This window comes from Tetragenococcus halophilus (genome assembly GCF_001712815.1).
Classification (GTDB): Bacteria; Bacillota; Bacilli; order Lactobacillales; family Enterococcaceae; genus Tetragenococcus; species Tetragenococcus halophilus.
In genome coordinates, this window is sequence record NZ_CP012047.1 from 354,450 (window position 1) to 372,174 (window position 17,725).

At 38.8% G+C, this 17,725-nt stretch carries 14 protein-coding genes, 2 pseudogenes and 1 riboswitch; of the genes and pseudogenes, 14 read left to right on the forward strand and 2 right to left on the reverse strand.

Features of this window, described 5'->3' with window-relative positions; genetic code table 11:
- Positions 1-1,167, forward strand: a complete 1,167-nt coding sequence (locus tag AC806_RS01650) for a metal-dependent hydrolase family protein (RefSeq protein WP_068710621.1) — start codon at positions 1-3, stop codon at positions 1,165-1,167.
- A 241-nt stretch (positions 1,168-1,408) separates the two neighbouring features.
- A pseudogene (locus tag AC806_RS01655) lies at positions 1,409-1,636 on the forward strand (hypothetical protein); the annotation flags it as partial.
- Positions 1,637-1,691: 55 nt separating this feature from the next.
- Here AC806_RS01655 and AC806_RS01660 read toward each other — a convergent pair.
- Positions 1,692-2,371 (reverse strand): IS6-like element ISTeha2 family transposase gene (locus AC806_RS01660; RefSeq protein ID WP_156768841.1). Its coding sequence is split into 2 segments (ribosomal slippage): positions 1,692-1,762 and positions 1,762-2,371, totalling 681 coding nucleotides; the frame shifts between segments, so codons are not numbered across the junction.
- Between the two features lie 174 nt (positions 2,372-2,545).
- Between AC806_RS01660 and AC806_RS01665 the strand changes: the two genes are divergently transcribed.
- Together AC806_RS01665 and AC806_RS01670 are read left to right on the forward strand one after the other, a co-directional pair.
- The gene (locus AC806_RS01665; protein WP_014125699.1) at positions 2,546-2,680 is read left to right on the forward strand and encodes a hypothetical protein; all 135 of its coding nucleotides are present in this window, start codon (positions 2,546-2,548) and stop codon (positions 2,678-2,680) included.
- A 39-nt stretch (positions 2,681-2,719) separates the two neighbouring features.
- Positions 2,720-4,414, forward strand: a complete 1,695-nt coding sequence (locus AC806_RS01670; RefSeq protein ID WP_069028612.1) for an oleate hydratase — start codon at positions 2,720-2,722, stop codon at positions 4,412-4,414.
- A gap of 234 nt (positions 4,415-4,648) precedes the next feature.
- On the opposite strand, the gene AC806_RS01675 is transcribed toward AC806_RS01670, so the two are convergent.
- Positions 4,649-5,329 (reverse strand): IS6-like element ISTeha2 family transposase, encoded by a 681-nt coding sequence (locus AC806_RS01675; protein WP_016897246.1) that lies wholly within the window; start codon positions 5,327-5,329, stop codon positions 4,649-4,651.
- 60 nt (positions 5,330-5,389) lie between these two features.
- Here AC806_RS01675 and AC806_RS01680 point away from each other — a divergent pair, with 60 nt between their 5' ends.
- The 10 genes and pseudogenes from AC806_RS01680 to AC806_RS01725 all read left to right on the forward strand — a co-directional run bounded on the left by AC806_RS01680 (position 5,390) and on the right by AC806_RS01725 (position 17,666).
- Positions 5,390-6,355 carry a hypothetical protein gene (locus AC806_RS01680; RefSeq protein ID WP_180991294.1) on the forward strand — a complete coding sequence of 322 codons (966 nt, stop codon included), beginning with the start codon at positions 5,390-5,392 and terminating at the stop codon, positions 6,353-6,355.
- A gap of 227 nt (positions 6,356-6,582) precedes the next feature.
- Positions 6,583-8,307, forward strand: coding sequence for a putative basic amino acid antiporter YfcC (gene yfcC, locus AC806_RS01685; protein WP_069028613.1), 1,725 nt, complete (start codon positions 6,583-6,585; stop codon positions 8,305-8,307).
- A 15-nt stretch (positions 8,308-8,322) separates the two neighbouring features.
- Positions 8,323-9,510, forward strand: a complete 1,188-nt coding sequence (iadA, locus tag AC806_RS01690; protein ID WP_069028614.1) for a beta-aspartyl-peptidase — start codon at positions 8,323-8,325, stop codon at positions 9,508-9,510.
- A 389-nt stretch (positions 9,511-9,899) separates the two neighbouring features.
- Positions 9,900-9,997, forward strand: a riboswitch (THF riboswitch).
- 47 nt (positions 9,998-10,044) lie between these two features.
- Positions 10,045-10,584: a folate family ECF transporter S component gene (locus AC806_RS01695; protein WP_178892178.1), complete on the forward strand. Its 540-nt coding sequence runs from the start codon at positions 10,045-10,047 to the stop codon at positions 10,582-10,584.
- 172 nt (positions 10,585-10,756) lie between these two features.
- Complete coding sequence (locus tag AC806_RS01700) at positions 10,757-11,926, forward strand: glycoside hydrolase family 3 N-terminal domain-containing protein (RefSeq protein ID WP_069028615.1); 1,170 nt, start codon at positions 10,757-10,759, stop codon at positions 11,924-11,926.
- A gap of 49 nt (positions 11,927-11,975) precedes the next feature.
- Positions 11,976-12,824, forward strand: a complete 849-nt coding sequence (locus AC806_RS01705; protein WP_069029363.1) for an aldo/keto reductase — start codon at positions 11,976-11,978, stop codon at positions 12,822-12,824.
- Between the two features lie 218 nt (positions 12,825-13,042).
- Positions 13,043-13,516 (forward strand): annotated as a pseudogene (locus tag AC806_RS12205) (aldo/keto reductase).
- Entirely contained in the window at positions 13,494-13,778 is a 285-nt protein-coding gene (locus AC806_RS12210; RefSeq protein ID WP_307718648.1) for an aldo/keto reductase, read from the forward strand. Before AC806_RS12205 ends, AC806_RS12210 begins: the two are co-directional and overlap by 23 nt.
- 319 nt (positions 13,779-14,097) lie before the next feature.
- Positions 14,098-15,828: an ABC transporter permease/substrate binding protein gene (locus tag AC806_RS01720; protein WP_069029364.1), complete on the forward strand. Its 1,731-nt coding sequence runs from the start codon at positions 14,098-14,100 to the stop codon at positions 15,826-15,828.
- Positions 15,829-15,935: 107 nt separating this feature from the next.
- Positions 15,936-17,666 (forward strand): ABC transporter permease/substrate binding protein, encoded by a 1,731-nt coding sequence (locus AC806_RS01725; RefSeq protein WP_069028617.1) that lies wholly within the window; start codon positions 15,936-15,938, stop codon positions 17,664-17,666.
- The last annotated feature ends 59 nt before the right edge of the window (positions 17,667-17,725 follow it).

A 17,725-nucleotide genomic window follows, 5' to 3' on the forward strand; every position in this document is an offset into this window, starting at 1 on the left:
ATGACCAAAACATTATATAAAAACGCACAGGTATTTACTGGAAAAAATGAGCAATTTGAAAGCTTAAATTTTGTCATGGATGATGAAAATGGCAGATTTGTCCAAGAGAAACAAGGGGACCAAACAGTGGATCTTGCTGGCAAATATGTCATGCCGGGAATGATTAACGCCCACACGCATATTGTAGCTGACCCTTATGGGAAAATTGCGCAATTGGGTTCTCCGGATGCGACAGCGCCAACGGCTACTTTTTTGGCCTTAAACAATTTACAAAAATTATTAGCAGACGGAGTTACCTACATTCGCGACGTTGGCTCGATCGCTGATATTGATATCGAATTAGCTGCACTTGAAAGACAAGGAGAATTATTTGCGCCGGGTATTGTTGCTTCAGGTTCTCCGCTAACTATGACAGGTGGACATTTCAGTGCGGGTTCTTATGAGGTTGACGGTGTTGATGAGGTAAGAAAATATGCTCGGGTATTATTGAAAAAAGGCGTCAATAATATTAAATTGATGGCAACTGGTGGTGTATCTTTTGATGGCGAAACGCCTCATGATATTCAATTAACAGAAGCCGAATTAAAAGCCGCTGTAGAAGAAGCGCATCATAAAGGGCGCACCGCCAATGCTCATGCTCAAGGAACAGAAGGTATCCAAAATGCACTCCGTGCGGGTGTCGATTCTATCGAGCATGCAGTTTATTTAGATGAAAAAACCATTGAGATGTTTTTACAAAAGGGAACTTATATTGTGCCGACATTAGCTGCCCCTTGGGCAATTAATCAAAATTCAGAAACGCTTCCTGATTTCATGGTTAAAAAATCGATAGAGCTGGCACAAGCTCATATACAAAGCATCGGTAAAGCCGCTAAAGCCGGCGTAAAATTGGCTATGGGAACCGATTCAGGTACTGCCTTTAATAATTTTGATAAAAATTCTTCCATCGAGCTTGAACTCATGGCAGATGCCGGTGTAACGAATTTACAAGTCCTTCAGGCAGCAACGGTGAATGCAGCACAATTATTACAAATTGATCAACAAGCAGGAACGATTGAACCCGACAAAATGGCTGATTTTATTGTTCTAGATGAGAACCCATTAACAGAGATTAAAGTCTTGCAAAAAGAAAAAACAGTTTATAAAAAAGGCAAAAAAGTAGAATAATCGATGACTATAAATGTCCAAATGTTAGTTTTAGAAACTAGCGTTTGGGCGTTTTTGTTAGTTATTTGAAGAATGGTTTTTGTTGAAAGAAAAATTATTTGTCAAAAAATCAATCGTCGTTAATATGATAAAAAATTTGAAAATAAAAAGTTTTGAGAAAATTCCAAAAAAATACTTTACATACAAATAAATTAGGTTTAGTATTTGTTTTTATCAAATCAAAAGACCAAGGAGGGATGGTATGAAATATTTAATCGCCTTTTTAGTAGTTATGGTATTTATTTTTATTGGTGAATGGGTATCAACTTTTTCAAAGGCATATATTCCATCAATTTTTATAACAGCTATTTTATTTATTATAGGATTCTGGACGATTTTACCCAAAGATATTGCGGTTCAAGCGTCTTTTGGCGATGAGTTTATCGCGATTATCGTTCCTGTCTTATTAGTTCATCTGGGAACAATGATGGGTTCTGTTGCAAAGTTTCAATACTGAGTACAAAAGTCCCATTCTGATACTTTGACTATGCTGGTATACCCATCAAAACTTTAATTTCAGTAGATACCGAAAAGCCGAAGAGCGTTCCATTTCTCGGTTCTTTTTGTATATGCCTCTCAATGCTTCTATGCCCTTAATCGTAGTTGATGCAGTACGAAGACTTTGATAAAGTTTATTTCGACGTTTAACAGGTCTATGATCTTGCTCAATTAAGTTATTGAGATACTTGACTGTCCGGTGCTCAGTTTCGCTGTATAGCCCCTGCTTTTGTAACTTCCTAAAAGCACTAGCAATTGATGGTGCTTTATCTGTCACGATAACTTTCGGTTCCCCAAACTGCTTGTATAGTCGTTTAAAGAAAGCATAAGCAGACTGAGTATTTCTCTTTCGTCTTAGCCAAATATCCAGTGTCATGCCTTCTGAGTCGATTGCACGATAGAGATAATGCCACTTCCCTTTAATTTTAATATAAGTTTCGTCCATTTTCCACGAATAAAAGGACTGTCTATTTTTCTTTTTCCAGATTTGATAGATCAGCTTACCATATTCTTGAACCCAACGGTAAATTGTTGTGTGAGAAACGTTAATGCCACGATCATATAACATCTCTTGAACATCACGATAACTCAAATTATAGCGAAGATAATACCCAACAGAGATAATAATCACGTCTTTTTGGAATTGTTTGCCCTTAAAATGATTCATCTGTTGTCCTCGCATTCTTTTTTATTACATTTTACAATAAATCAGGTGTTATGGGGAACTTTGCAACAGAACCTAAAATCACATAGGTTATCATTTGAACTATTTCCTCCTAAGGACTACAATGAACCCGTAAGTTGAATAAGACATAGAATAATCACGAAGGAGCGAAATCACATGAAGAAAAAAATGATCTTATCAAGTATCGGTTTAGGCATCGCTGCAGCTGGTGCAGGATATCTAGCGAAGAAGACAGGTTTCTTTGAAGATGATGCTTGGTTATACGATGAATATGATTCAACATTGAATTAACTGGAAGTTGAGCAAGATGTATAAATAGGAGGAAGCGCAATGCAAAAGAAAAAAGCAATCATGATCGGTGCAGGATTATCCAATATGGCAGCCGCAGTTTACCTGATTCAAGAAGGCAAATGGCAAGGCGACCAAATCACGTTTTACTCTCTCGACGATCATGGATCAAATGATGGGGCACCTACTGGGGATGTCACAGATGAATACTGGAACAAGAATCATCCTATGGAGAATCAAAAAGGGTATGTGGCGCGAGGCGGCCGAATGTTAAACTATCGAACCTACGTGGACTTGATGGATCTGTTGGATCGGATTCCTTCTGCGACGGAACCAAACATGACCGCTGCAGAAGATACCCGCGATTTTGATGCGAAACATCGGACATTTGATAAAGCCAGACTATTGGAAGGCGGCAAGGGGATCATTGATGGCGGTCATTTAGGTTTGAACAATAAAAGCCGTATGTTGCTGACACAAATGATCATGATGTCTGACAGTGATGAAGAAAAATTAGACAATGTCACCATTGCCGAATACTTCAAAGAAGATCCAGCCTTTTTTGAATCCAATTTTTGGTACATGTGGGAAACAACGTTTGCCTTTCGGACCCGGAGTTCCGCGCAAGAATTACGGCGCTATATGCACCAAATGATTTACGAATTTACACAAATCGAGCATTTAGTTGGGGTCAATCGGACACGCTACAATCAATATGAAAGCATTATGCTGCCTTTGATCAATTACTTGAAAGAACAAGGGTGCCACATCGTCCTCGATCGGTTAGTCACAGATTGGTCGTTCAAAGACACCACGATGCAAGATAAAATCACTGTGACTGGGTTGCATATGTTGAATGTGACGACCAATCAAGAAGAGTATGTTGCAGTTGATGATGATACAGCTGTTATCTTTACCAATGGGTCAATCACTGATTCAGCGACATTAGGTGATTTTGATACACCAGCTGCAGAAAATATGGATTACGGTGCAGCCTCTAGTCTTTGGAAGAAAGCGGCTGAGCAGTTTTATAATCTGGGTACCCCGGATAAATTTTTCGCGGATCGTGATGCGAGCGAGTGGGTCAGCTTTACTTTGACGACCAAAGACCATCTATTACTGAATGAAATCACACGTATCACTACACAAGAACCAGGAAATGCCTTGAATTCATTTATTTCCACAACGCCGATTTCGCCTTTACATCAAAAAGATGTCAATATGTCGATCGTGGTCCATCACCAACCACACTTCACCAGTCAAAAACCGAATGAAACCGTCATTTGGGGGTACTTCTTATATCCGCGTCGAGTAGGAGAATTTGTGACTAAACCCTATATCGAAATGACTGGGAAAGAAATGGTGCAAGAATTGATTGGCCAGTTGTCTAAAGTCGATCCCGGACCGGGCAATATTCGAGACAAAGAAGCATTGATCATGGATAGTGTCATCAACAATATTCCTGTGTATATGCCGTATGCCTCTGCATTGTTCAACAATCGTGCCAAAAGTGATCGGCCAAAAGTGATTCCAGCTCATTCCACCAATCTGGCTTTCACTGGAGAATTCGTCGAACAACCCTATCAAATGATTTTCACAGAACAAAGTGCTGTCCGTTCTGGGGAAATTGCGGCATTCCACTTTGCCGGCATACCAATGTCACGGTTGGTACCTACACCACGCTATGACAAAGATTTGAAAACGTTGGCTCGTGCGGCGAAGAAGATGTTTGCGTAAGACCTGCAGACTGAAAAATGAATACATGCGCCTACACAAAAAAGCTGCTTCCTTGATCCTGTAATCAAAGGTTGCGGCTTTTTTGGTATAGATGATAGTCGTAAACAATAAACCAGGATTGCGAGAAGTTTTTCTAAACGATTCAAAACAATTTATAACAGTAAATTATTTGGATATACGGTTCTGTTGCAAAGTTTCAATACTGAGTACAAAAGTCCCATTCTGATACTTTGACTATGCTGGTATACCCATCAAAACTTTAATTTCAGTAGATACCGAAAAGCCGAAGAGCGTTCCATTTCTTCGGTTCTTTTTGTATATGCCTCTCAATGCTTCTATGCCCTTAATCGTAGTTGATGCAGTACGAAGACTTTGATAAAGTTTATTTCGACGTTTAACAGGTCTATGATCTTGCTCAATTAAGTTATTGAGATACTTGACTGTCCGGTGCTCAGTTTCGCTGTATAGCCCCTGCTTTTGTAACTTCCTAAAAGCACTAGCAATTGATGGTGCTTTATCTGTCACGATAACTTTCGGTTCCCCAAACTGCTTGTATAGTCGTTTAAAGAAAGCATAAGCAGACTGAGTATTTCTCTTTCGTCTTAGCCAAATATCCAGTGTCATGCCTTCTGAGTCGATTGCACGATAGAGATAATGCCACTTCCCTTTAATTTTAATATAAGTTTCGTCCATTTTCCACGAATAAAAGGACTGTCTATTTTTCTTTTTCCAGATTTGATAGATCAGCTTACCATATTCTTGAACCCAACGGTAAATTGTTGTGTGAGAAACGTTAATGCCACGATCATATAACATCTCTTGAACATCACGATAACTCAAATTATAGCGAAGATAATACCCAACAGAGATAATAATCACGTCTTTTTGGAATTGTTTGCCCTTAAAATGATTCATCTGTTGTCCTCGCATTCTTTTTTATTACATTTTACAATAAATCAGGTGTTATGGGGAACTTTGCAACAGAACCCAATGATGGATATAAAACAACTGGCTAGTCAATGGAAAGCAGTTGTCGTTGCTTTAACAGGAGCTTTCGGAGCTTCTATCTTAACCATGATTATCGGGACAATTTTGTATGATTGGTCCACAGTTGCGGCGACAATCCCTCCTTTAATTGGCGGTGTGGTTTCCACTGCTTTGATGACAGAAGGGTTGAAGGCGGAAGGTTTAACCATGTATCTTGCTTTACCTGTGGCGATGTATATCTTACAAAGTTTTGTTGGTTACCCACTTGTTTCGTTTATGCTAAAAAAAGAGGGTACCCGTTTGCTAAAAGAATACCAACCAAGGTCACAAAATAGGTTAAATGAAAAAACACAGGAAGAAACAAAACAACCAAAAAAGTTTATAAAAGTTTCCAGTCAATACAAGACAAGTGCTTTTGTTTTAGCTAAAGTCGCATTTGTTGGATTATTAGCGATGGGACTATCGCAATTAACCAATGAAGCGATCGATTCAAGTATTTGTGCTTTAATTTTGGGCGTTGTTGGGCATCAAATCGGATTTCTGGAAAAAAATGTGTTAAACCAAGCCAACGTCTTTAATTGGTTGATGTATGGCTTAATGGCTTATATCTTTTCCCAGCTAAATACCGTAACGCCTCAGATTCTTCAAGGAATTATTATTCAAATTTTAATTTTACTCCTATTGGGCGTATTAGGAATGTTTATCGCTTCATCCATTTTAGCCAAGTCGATGAAAATGAGTACAGCAATGGCTTTTGCTACTTCTTTAACTGCCTTGTGTGGTTTTCCATCGGATTATATCTTAACTTCAGAAGTGATCCAACATTTGACAAACGATAAACAACAACGCGATTATTTAACAGATCACATGATGCCTAAGATGTTGGTAGGAGGCTTTGCTACAGTATCTGTGGCTTCGATTATCATTGCCTCTATCTTTCTTAAATTGCTCTAAAAAAATGCGGCACAAAGATACAAACATTTTTAAAACAGTTGACGTTCTCCCAAAGATTGGTTTAATCGAATCTTTGGGATTTTTTTATGGCCACCATGACGTTATAATTATGCAAAATAATAAAAGACTGAGTTGTTAGTCTTAGTAAAGGAAAACAAAAAATTATTGAAAAAAAGGGTTAAGAAACGTATCATGGAACTGATAAAAAAAGAATGGAGTAAATAATTATGCAAGAAGAGGTAGAATTAGAAGAGAAAAAAAGATTTCAGATGCCGCATACTTACGTGATCATTTTTGGCATCGTTATTGTAGCATGGCTGTTGACCTTTATTGTTCCTGCAGGGAAGTTCAGTACTGAAGAGGTGGAATATGAGACTGGAGATGGCGGTACTGAAACTCAGGAAGTTTTACAGCAAGATTCATTTCGCTATATGAATCCACTAGAACAGGATGTTTTACATGCAAAGTTAGAAGAGCTCTCACAGGATGAAAAGACATTGAGCGACTTGCAGGTAGATAAAAATGATTTAACTCAAGTTCTAGATGAAAATCAAAAGCTTTCCTTAGAACAATTAGCAAATATTGGTTTGTCTGAAGATAATCTTTACGAACTTTATGGCAATAGTATTTATGATACTTCAGAGAATTTAAATAAGACCGCTCAAGTGTGGGGGACAGAAGACCACTATGGGTTTGGTGTATTTAATTATTTGTTTGAAGGATTGGTCACAGGAGATCGATTTAGTTCTGCCATCGGGATTGTGGCCATGCTTTTAGTGGTCGGCGGTGCTTTTGGGATTATTATGAGTACAGGCGCAATTGATGCTGGAATTTATGCTTTCTTACGTAACGCTAAAGGAATGCAGCATTTAGCTGTTCCGTTAATCTTTGTTGCTTTTTCTTTTATGGGCGCCACATTTGGTGCTTCTGAAGAAGTGATTGCTTTTGCCATTATTATCGTGCCTTTTACGATTGCGCTAGGTTATGATTCGATTACGGCAGTGACTATTACGATTGCCGCTGCTGAAATAGGAAACGCTGCTTCCTGGATGAGTCCATTTAGTATCGCAATCGCACAAGGAATAGCCGGACTTCCTGCTTTATCAGGAGCAGGTTTTAGAATTGTCATGTGGATTGTGATAACATTGCTTTCATGTGGCTATACGGTGCATTATGCGCGCAAAATTAAGGCAGATCCCACACGCTCAGTTACTTATAAAACGGATGGTTATTTCCGTGAGAATTTAGCCAATAGCAGCGATGAGGACCATACATTTACTTTAGGACATAAGCTTATTTTATTGGAATTATTGGTTGGGTTAATTTGGATTGTTTATGGAGTGATGGCCCAAGGATTTACTATTCCAGAAATGGCTTCACAATTTTTTGTGATCGGATTAGGTGCAGGTATCATTGCAATGGCTCTGCGGGTGAACAATATGAAAATTAATGATGTAGCTTCTGCCTTTCAAGAGGGCGTTGCTGATTTAGCACCTACTGCAGCTGTTGTAGGGATGGCCCAAGGTATTCTTTTAGTCCTAGGAGGTTCAGATGCGGGCTCTTTTTCTGCATTGAATACGATTTTGCACAGTGTAGGAGAGCTTTTATCAGGGGTACCTTCAATGATTGCCGCTTGGTTGATGTATATTTTCCAAAGTTTATTTAATTTAGTGGTCACTTCAAACTCTGGACAAGCGGCCTTGACCATGCCGATTATGGCCCCGCTAGCGGATTTGGCAGGGGTTTCTCGCCAGGTTGCAGTTCTATGTTTCCAATTAGGCGCAGGCTTTGTGGATGCCTTTACGCCGGTTTCTGCTAGTTTGATCGGTGTCTTAGGAATTGCTCGGATGGACTGGAGTCAGTGGGCAAAATTTCAGGTCAAGATGCAGGCTTTCTTGTTTGTTATAGGCAGCGCCTTTGTGATTGGTGCAGTATTGATTGGGTATCACTAAGAGGAGATGATAGAAATGAAGTTACTTCGACAAATTGCAACCTATGCCCCAGAGTATCAGGGTGTAAAAGATATATTATTGGCTAATGATAAAATTATTGCGATTGAAGATCATATCGATGCTTCAATCACTGGTATAAATATAGAAGAAATAGATGGTAGTGGAAAAGTTGCCGTGCCAGGTTTTATTGACAGCCATTTCCATTTACTAGGCGGTGGGGGTGAAAATGGTTTTCATAATCGAACACCAGAAGTACAACTCAGTCAGTTGACGACAGCTGGTGTGACCACAGTGGTGGGTGTCCTTGGTACAGACGGCGTAGGTCGTGATGATATAGCTTTATTGAGCAAAGCTCGGGGCTTAGAAATTGAAGGGGTTAGCACTTATATCTATGTAGGTAGCTATCGCCTGCCGGTAAGTACAATCACTGATTCAGTGATTAAAGATTTAATGGCCATCGACAAAGTAATTGGTATTGGTGAAATAGCAATCGCAGATCATAGAAATGGCGCGCCTACTTTTACAGAATTTGCTCATGCGGCAGCTGACGCGCGCGTAGGTGGTTTATTAGCAGGCAAAGCCGGCGTAACCAATATTCATGTAGGTCCCGGAAAATCACGTTTATCATTTATTCGACAAGCTTTGGAAGAAACGGATATTCCAGTAAGTAATTTTTATCCAACCCACTGTGAAAGAAATGAGGCGTTATTGGACGAAGCGATTGCCTTTGCTAAAGCTGGTGGCGTTTTTGATATTACAGGCAGTGAGAATCCTGATCAGACCTATGAACTCGATGGTTCGATCCCTTTTCGTAGATGTCTAAAACGGGTGATCGACGAAGGATTGGACACTGATTGCATCACGATGACTTCAGATGGTCAAGGAAGCTTGCCGATTTTTGATGAGAATAACCATTTTGTAGAAATGGGTGTCGGTAGCTCCAAATCACTTTTAACAGGCGTGAAAGAAAGCGTAGAAAAAGAAAATATTCCGTTAGAGACTGCTTTGCGTGCAATAACCAGCGCACCGGCTAAATTATTGAAGTTTTCTAAAAAAGGGCATTTAAAAGTAGGATTTGACGCAGATATTGTCTTACTTGATGAGGATAATCTAACCATCGATACGGTAATTGCTAAAGGAGAAACGATGGTAGAAAAAGGCACAGCAGTCAAGTGGGGAACATTTGAAAAAAGCGAAGCATAAATGAGCCGTGATAGATGACTGAAGAGAAGCTACTCTTTTGTAATTAAACTACGATAGACCTAAATACAAAGGTGGTTTCTTTTTTTATCAAAATAGACTTAGTACTCAAGAGTTCGTACAAAACTAGATCTACTTTGGCGGACTAGCTCAAGAATCCAAAAAAACTAGATCTACTTTGGTGGACTAACTCAAGATTTTAAAAAAACTAGATCTAGTTTAGCAGACTAACTTAAGAATTCAAATAAACTAGCTGCTTTTACGGACTAACTCTAGTTTTAATGTTTTCTGGTGTTCTCTTGTTATTAGTTACTTCTTAAAAAAACAAATCCATTGTAGTTAACCAACAGCTGTGCTATAGTCTGTGTGGTGGATAAAACTTCCATTAATAAATCAGAGTAGAAAACGAAGCGTCAAGTGCCGAGAGGATGGGATGTTGCCTTTTGGACGAAGGACGAAAGTTCGCGGTTTTGTTTTCGCATTCGCTGCATTTTTAATGTAGCAGCTCTAGGCGGCATTTTTTGTCGCAAAAAGGGGATGCTAGTTATGACAAAAAAGATCAATGCACATATGATCACCATGCTAGGGCTATTGATCGCACTGACTGTTATTCTGTCACGTATTTTCGGTTTTGAAACACAGTTTATCAAAATTTCTTTTGAATTTGTCCCTAAAATTATTATGGGCGCCTTATTTGGCCCGATGTGGACCGGAATAGGAGCTGTGTTAGCAGATACAATTGGTATGATGCTATTTGCTAGATCTGCGTTTTTTCCTGGATTTACATTGAATGCATTTATCGGGGGGCTAATTTATGGTTATTTCTTTTATCAAAAAGAAGTGACTTGGAAAAACGCTATTCTTTGCTCCTTGTCAATTACAATTATTGTCAGCTTAATTTTGACACCGATTTGGTTAATGATTATGTATAATCAACCTATTACCAGCGGAGTAATTTGGGGCCCAAGAGTTATAAAAGCTTTAGTTATGTTTCCGATTCAATCAATTTTGAACTATGTTGTGGGACGTGCCCTACCTTTGAAACGATTGAAAAGTTACTTAAAAACAGTTCGTTAATTAAATGAAATAAAACATCCAAAAGTTGCCGCATTTTTTTGTGGTGAAAAACACCTTCTTTATCTAATAATAAGAAGGTGTTTTTATTAGATGAAATTTTGTTATTTTGTTAATAAGTACGTTAAAATAGAAAAGACAATATACGATATACTTAAAAATTAGGAGAGTAGAGATGAAGAAAAAAGGCGTTATTATTAGTTTAGTGGGTGTTTTGTTGGTGGTTTGCGCGGCTAGTGTTTGGGCGATGACTCGCAATCAGGAGACAAAAACTGCGACAAGTACTACAAGCAATTCTAGCTCACAAACAACGATGACTAGTAGTTCAGAAGAGGAAGATAATATTACTACAATGATCGATAAAATGTCATTAGAAGAAAAGGTTGGTCAGTTATTTTTTGCACGGACGCCACAAGAAAATCAAGTGTCTGATCTAGAAGATTATCATTTAGGCGGCTATGTTTTATTTGGTGAGGATACGGAAAATGCGACAAAAGAAAGCTTACAAGAGAAAGTCCAATCTTTTCAAGAAGCAAGCGATATCCCTCTTTTAATTGGCTCGGATGAAGAGGGCGGGACAGTGACACGGATTAGCAATAATCCTGAATTAGTGGACCAGCCTTTTAAAGGACCGCAAGAAATATATGCAGAAGACGGTTGGCAGGGAATTATTCAAGATACAAAACAAAAGGCAGCTATTCTTGCTGACTTAGGCATTAATGCTGGACTGTTTCCTGATGCTGATGTTTCCACAGATGAAGAGTCTTTTATCTATGATCGAACCATTGGAATGGATGCAAAAGGAACAAGTGAATATGTGAAAAACGTGGTAGAAACATTAAATGAAGCACAAAGCGGTTCTACCTTAAAACATTTTCCTGGTTATGGCGATAACCGTGATTCCCATGTAGAAATTGTGGAAGATGATCGTTCTTTAGATGAATTACGCGAAAATGATTTTCTACCCTTTGAAGCAGGCATTAAAGCCGGCGCAGATAGTGTGCTGGTCTCTCATAATATTGTAAATAGTATCGATCCAAATGCTCCTGCGTCTATTTCACCTGAAGTGCATAAAATTTTGCGCGAAGAGTTAAACTTTGATGGCGTAGTCATGACTGATGATATGGATATGGCTGGATTAGCTGATTTTATTTCGCAAGAAGATGCTGGTCTAGAGGCGTTAAAAGCAGGGAATGATATGGTGATGTCTTCTAGTTATCAATCACAAATTCCTGCAGTCATTCAAGCAGTGAAAGATGGCGATTATGCAGAAGCGGAATTGGATGCTTCAGTTGAGCGTGTGTTGGCTTGGAAAGAGGATTTAGGCATTTTATTTAAAAAATAAGTGATTCTTTCTTATAATGGAAATAGAAACAAGAAGGGAAGGATTTATGATGACATTGAATAACAAGTTTCTTTTGAATGATGGAACGACTTTACCACATATTGCACTTGGAACAATCGATCTGCAAGGTGGCAAAGGATTTCATCAAGCCCTCGCTGCACTTGATGTTGGTTATCGCGTGCTTGATACAGCAACCAATTATAACAACGAAGGCATGGTGGGCGAAGTTGTTCGCCGTTCATCGATTCCTAGAGAGCAACTTTATGTAAGTGCAAAACTCCCTGGATTAGCGCATAAATACGATAAAGCGATCGCTCTTATTCAAGAATCACTTTATCGCACAGGTTTAGATTATTTTGATAAATTTCTTATCCATTGGCCTAACCCTAAAGAAGGTTTGTATGTTGAAGCTTGGAAAGCTTTAGTTGACGCACAAAAATATGGCTTGATCAAAACCATTGGTGTTTCCAACTTCTTACCGGAACATTTGGATAATATTATTGAAGCAACCGGTGTAACACCGGCAACCAACCAAATTGAACGTCATCCTTACTTTAATAACAAAGAATTAGTGCAAGAAAATGACAAGCGCGGCATTTTATCTGAAGCATGGAGTCCGTTTGGTCGTGAAATCAACGATGTATTGACCAATGACACCATTAAAGAAATCGCAGAAAAATACGATCGTAGTCCGGCACAAGTGATCATTAACTGGGACAATCAAAATCATGTTTTTCCAGTTGTTCGCTCAGCTAACCCTAAACATCAATACGAAAATTTCCATTATACAGACTTTGAATTAGCCCAAGAAGATCTGGATAAAATCGATGCTTTAGACAAAGGCGAAGAAGGTCGTGTCGAAGGTCAAAATCCAAATGAATACGAAGAGTTTGTCTAATAAATGAGAAAGAGCATGTCTGTTTAGGCATGCTTTTTTTATTGGATTTACGAGGAGGGTAATCATGACATTGTAGGATAAATTTTATTTAAATGTTGGCACAACTTTACCCCATGTTGGATTAGGTACAGTTCATATTCAAGGTGATAAAGGTATTTACCAAGCTCATTTGGGTTATCGCATTCTCGATACCGCCACAGATTAATAATGAAGGTATGGTGGATAAAGCTGTTCGAAGCTCTTCTATTCCCAGAAAACAACTTTATATAAGCGATAAACTCCCCGGATTAGCGCATAAATACGATAAAGCGATTGCGCTCATTCAAGAATCACTTTATCGCCCAGGTTTAGACTATTTCGATATGTATTTGATCCATTGGGCCAGTTCTAAAGAAGAATTATATGTCAAAGCTTGCTAAGCCCTGTTGGATGCGCAGAAATATGGCTTGATTAAGACAATTGGTGTTTCCAACTTTTTACCTGAACATTTGGATAATATCATTGAGGCAACAGATGTAACTCCAGCAACGAATCAAATTGAACGTCACCCTTATTTTAATAATAAAGAATTAATTGCAGAAAATGACAAACGTGGTATCGTTTCTGAAGCTTGGAGTCCTTATGCCCGCGAAATCAATGATGCTTTAACCGATCCTACGATAAAAGAAATTGCGGAAAAAATACGATCGTAGTCCTGCACAGGTGATTATTAACTGGGACAATCAACATCATATCTTTCCAGTGGTAAGGTCTACCAGCCAAAAACATCAATACGATAATTTCCGCTATTTAGACTTTGAACTAGCTCAAGAAGATATGGATGAAATTGGTGACTTAGTCCAAGGCGAAAAAAGCCGCGTTGAAGGCCAAAATCCCAATGAATATGAAGTTTATATAATAGTGGGGGCAGTGCTTTTTCAGACTTATGTGCTGAAATCAATGCTCAGGATATAGAAATGAACATATGGCAGATAAAAGCCTTTGTTTTACTAAAAATTTTGATAAAACAAAGCCTTTTTTTATAATGAAATTACAAACGCTTACTTTTAATGAAAGAATAAAAATAGCAAATAAATTCATTTTTTTGAAAATTCTTTCGAACTCTTTGATGGTGGGGATAATAGCGATAAAAAATGACAGAATATTCATAATAAATTTGCATGTCACCGGGATGTTTGTTACTCTAAATGACATGTATTAACGCTAAATTAAAAATGAGGAGTGTTTATTATGAGAGCAGACAAATCTGATCCATATGTCGAGGTGTCCGCCCATTATTAATTTTTTAGAAACTTCGATACCGATAGCTGACTGGGTAGATCGTATTGTTGATTGGTTAACTGAACATCTTGCCTTCTTTTTTTCAATGATTCAAACAATCGGGCAATTTGTGATGGATACTCTATCCAATGGACTATCCGTAATTCCGCCAATGATAATGATTTTGCTATTAACGGTAGCGACCTACTTTATTTTTAAAAAACGGTGGCAGATGCCCGTCTTCGTTTTGATTGGTTTATTATTTATTTACAATCAAGACATGTGGTCAGATCTGATGTACACATTGACATTAGTCATTTTATCAAGTTTAATTTCTGTAATGATTGGGATACCATTGGGAATTTTGATGGCTAAAAGTAATAAAGTAGAAATTGTCATAAAACCGATTTTAGATATCATGCAGACCATGCCTGGTTTTGTCTATTTGATACCAGCAGTCGCCTTTTTTGGCATTGGTATGGTTCCTGGTGTGTTTGCTTCAGTTATTTTTGCTTTACCTCCAACTGTAAGATTAACCAACTTGGGAATTCGCCAAGTGGATGAGGAGTTAAAAGAAGCTTCTGATTCCTTTGGCGGAACGCTTTGGCAAAAACTTTATAAACTAGAAATGCCTCTTGCTAAAGGAAGCATTTTTGCTGGGATTAACCAAACCATCATGCTCAGTCTATCTATGGTAGTTATTAGCTCTATGATTGGCGCACCAGGATTGGGACAAGGCGTTTTAGCAGCAGTACAACGTTCTGAAGTTGGGAATGGTTTTGTTTATGGCGTAGGTATTGTCATTTTAGCGATTCTAATGGATCGTGTGGCGCAACGAATGAACCAGCCAAGTAAAAAACAAGCCAATCTAGTTGTCAAAACGACCAAGCGACGTAAGCAATTGGTTGGCGGACTTGTTGTTGCAGCAGTTGCTTTGATTACAGTGCTTGGCTTAACTGTTCCCGGTCGTTCAAATAAAGGGACCATTACCTTATCTTATATCAATTTAGATACCGAACTGGCTTCGACAAATGTCATTGCTCAAGTCTTAAGAAACGAAGGTTATGAAGTGAATACTATCGCTTTAGATATTCCCGTGATGTGGGAAGCTGTAGCCAACGGCGAAGCTGATGCCATGGTTGGTGCCTGGCCGGCAACCAATCAAATCCAATATGATATGTTTAGTGACCAAATGGATAAATTAGGTGCAAATTTAGAAAAAAGCGCTCAAACTGGTTTGGTTGTTCCTGCTTACATGGAAGATGTTGAAAGTATTGAGGATTTAACCGACCAAGCTGACCAAGAAATCGTGGGCGTTGAGCCCGGTACAGGGACTTCAGACGCTACTGATGAAACGATTGAGGCTTACCCGAATTTATCTGATTGGGAACAAGTTAATTCTTCAACTGCAGCCATGATTGCTGAATTAGATCAAGCGATTAAACAAGAAGAACCCATTGTGGTTTCAATCTTTGCCCCGCATTGGATTTTTTCACGCTATGATTTAACGATGTTAGAAGATCCCAAAGAAACTATGGGAGAACCTGAAAATATTGAAACCATGGCACGAGAAGGGTTAGAAGAAGACGAACCAGAAGCTTATCAAATACTAGATAATTTTCAGTGGGAAATTGACGATATTCAATCTGTGATGTTAGAAATAGAAAATGGCGCTGAACCTGAAGAGGCAGCGCAAAACTGGATTAGTGAAAATCCAGAAAAAGTTGAGCATTGGACTGAATAAGTCGTAACGGAAAAAAACTGCAGGAATGAAAATTCTGGCAGTTTTTGTTTTATAAAAATAAGGAGTGTCTAAATTGAATAAAAACCGAATAGAAGTAGTGATTGCACATGGCTGATTTTTTACAACAAAAAATCCCGATTGCTCAAGCAATAGATGCGATCGTTGATTGGTTGACTGAACATTTATCTGGTTTTTTTAATCTTTTACAAACCATTGGTCAGAGCGTGATGGACGTCTTATCCAATACTTTGGCGGCAATCCCTCCGATATTGTTAATTTTACTAGTGACCCTTGCAGCTTATTTTGTCTTTAATAAAAAGTGGCAAATGCCTGTATTTGTTTTGTTGGGGCTTGTTCTTATTTATAACCAAGGCATGTGGGATGATCTCATGTACACATTGACGCTAGTTATTGTTTCTAGTTTTATCGCAATTGCAGTCGGTGTTCCTGTAGGAATATTAATGGCTAAAAGCGATAAAGCCCAAGTGGTGATTAAACCCATCTTAGATGTCATGCAGACCATGCCTAGTTTTGTTTATTTAATTCCGGCAGTTGCATTTTTTGGCATTGGTATAGTGCCTGGGACAGTGGCTTCGGTTATTTTCGCTTTACCGCCAACAGTGCGACTGACTAATTTAGGGATTCGTCAAGTGGATACCGAATTAAAAGAAGCTTCTGATTCTTTGGGAGGCACGGCGATGCAGAAATTAAGCAAAGTCGAACTTCCGCTAGCCAAAGGAAATATTTTTGCTGGTATTAATCAGACCACGATGATGGTTTTATCTATGGTCGTGATTGCTTCGATGATCGGAACACCTGGCTTAGGTCAAGGAGTATTAGCGGCTGTACAACGCTCGCAAATTGGTTCTGGCTTTATCTATGGTGTGGCTGTAGTGATTTTAGCGATTATGATGGACCGTTTCACCCAAAGTCTAAATAAAAACCGTGGAAAAAGTCAGAACGAAATCAAAGTAATGTCCAAGAAAAGAAAAGTATTTATAGGTGGTCTGACAGCAGCTGTGCTTGTTGTTTTAGTTATTATAGGAGGCGTATCGCAGGGAAGTTCAAATAAAGGAGCTATTACCTTAACTTATGCCGAACAAGATGACCAAGTCGCATCAACCACTGTAGCCGCACAAGTTTTAGAAGAAGAAGGTTACAATGTGACCATGACAGCTTTAGATATTCCAGTAACTTTTGAAGCGGTAGCCAATGGTCAAGCAGATGCTATGTTAGGCGCATGGTTGCCGACAACGCATGAAGCCAATTATGAACAGTTAGGAGACCAACTGGATAATTTAGGTCCCAGCTTAGATAAACAAGCGCAAAATGGCCTTGTGGTTCCTTCGTATATGGATGTTGATTCTATTGAGGACTTGACAGATGAAGCGGATCAAACTATTACAGGCGTGGAACCAGGTGCCGGTAATACCGCAGCGGCCAAAGCAACTTTAGAGGCTTATCCTAACTTGGCAGATTGGGATTTGGCTACTTCTTCTGCTGGAGCAATGACAACTCAGCTTGAAAGAGCGATGAGTCAAGAAGAAGAAGTTGTAGTATCTGCTTGGAGCCCTCATTGGATTTTTTCACGTTACGATGTGAAATTTTTAGAAGATCCTGAAGGCGGCATGGGGGGTGCTGAAAGTATTGTAACCTTGGCAAGATTAGGTCTAGAAGATGACATGCCCGAAGCCTATCAAATTTTAGATAATTTTGAGTGGGAAGTTGAAGATATTGAATCCGTGATGCTAGAAATGGAAGAAGGAGATGCTCCAGAAGAAGCTGCCCAACATTGGATAGATAACAATCCAGAAAAAGTGGAAGAATGGGTTGAATAATTTTGAACAACAAACGTTATCGTTTGGCTAGATTTTAAAATATGGTATGATAAACTCGA

Bases quoted from the DNA above. Each gene is read 5' to 3' on its own strand.
- AC806_RS01650 (WP_068710621.1), top strand. From the start codon at position 1: ATGACCAAAACATTATATAAAAACGCACAGGTATTTACTGGAAAAAAT.
- AC806_RS01675 (WP_016897246.1), bottom strand. From the start codon at position 5,329: ATGAATCATTTTAAGGGCAAACAATTCCAAAAAGACGTGATTATTATC.
- AC806_RS01665 (WP_014125699.1), top strand. From the start codon at position 2,546: ATGAAGAAAAAAATGATCTTATCAAGTATCGGTTTAGGCATCGCTGCA.
- AC806_RS01725 (WP_069028617.1), top strand. From the start codon at position 15,936: ATGGCTGATTTTTTACAACAAAAAATCCCGATTGCTCAAGCAATAGAT.
- iadA (WP_069028614.1), top strand. From the start codon at position 8,323: ATGAAGTTACTTCGACAAATTGCAACCTATGCCCCAGAGTATCAGGGT.
- AC806_RS01670 (WP_069028612.1), top strand. From the start codon at position 2,720: ATGCAAAAGAAAAAAGCAATCATGATCGGTGCAGGATTATCCAATATG.
- yfcC (WP_069028613.1), top strand. From the start codon at position 6,583: ATGCAAGAAGAGGTAGAATTAGAAGAGAAAAAAAGATTTCAGATGCCG.
- AC806_RS01695 (WP_178892178.1), top strand. From the start codon at position 10,045: ATGCTAGTTATGACAAAAAAGATCAATGCACATATGATCACCATGCTA.
- AC806_RS01700 (WP_069028615.1), top strand. From the start codon at position 10,757: ATGAAGAAAAAAGGCGTTATTATTAGTTTAGTGGGTGTTTTGTTGGTG.
- AC806_RS01705 (WP_069029363.1), top strand. From the start codon at position 11,976: ATGACATTGAATAACAAGTTTCTTTTGAATGATGGAACGACTTTACCA.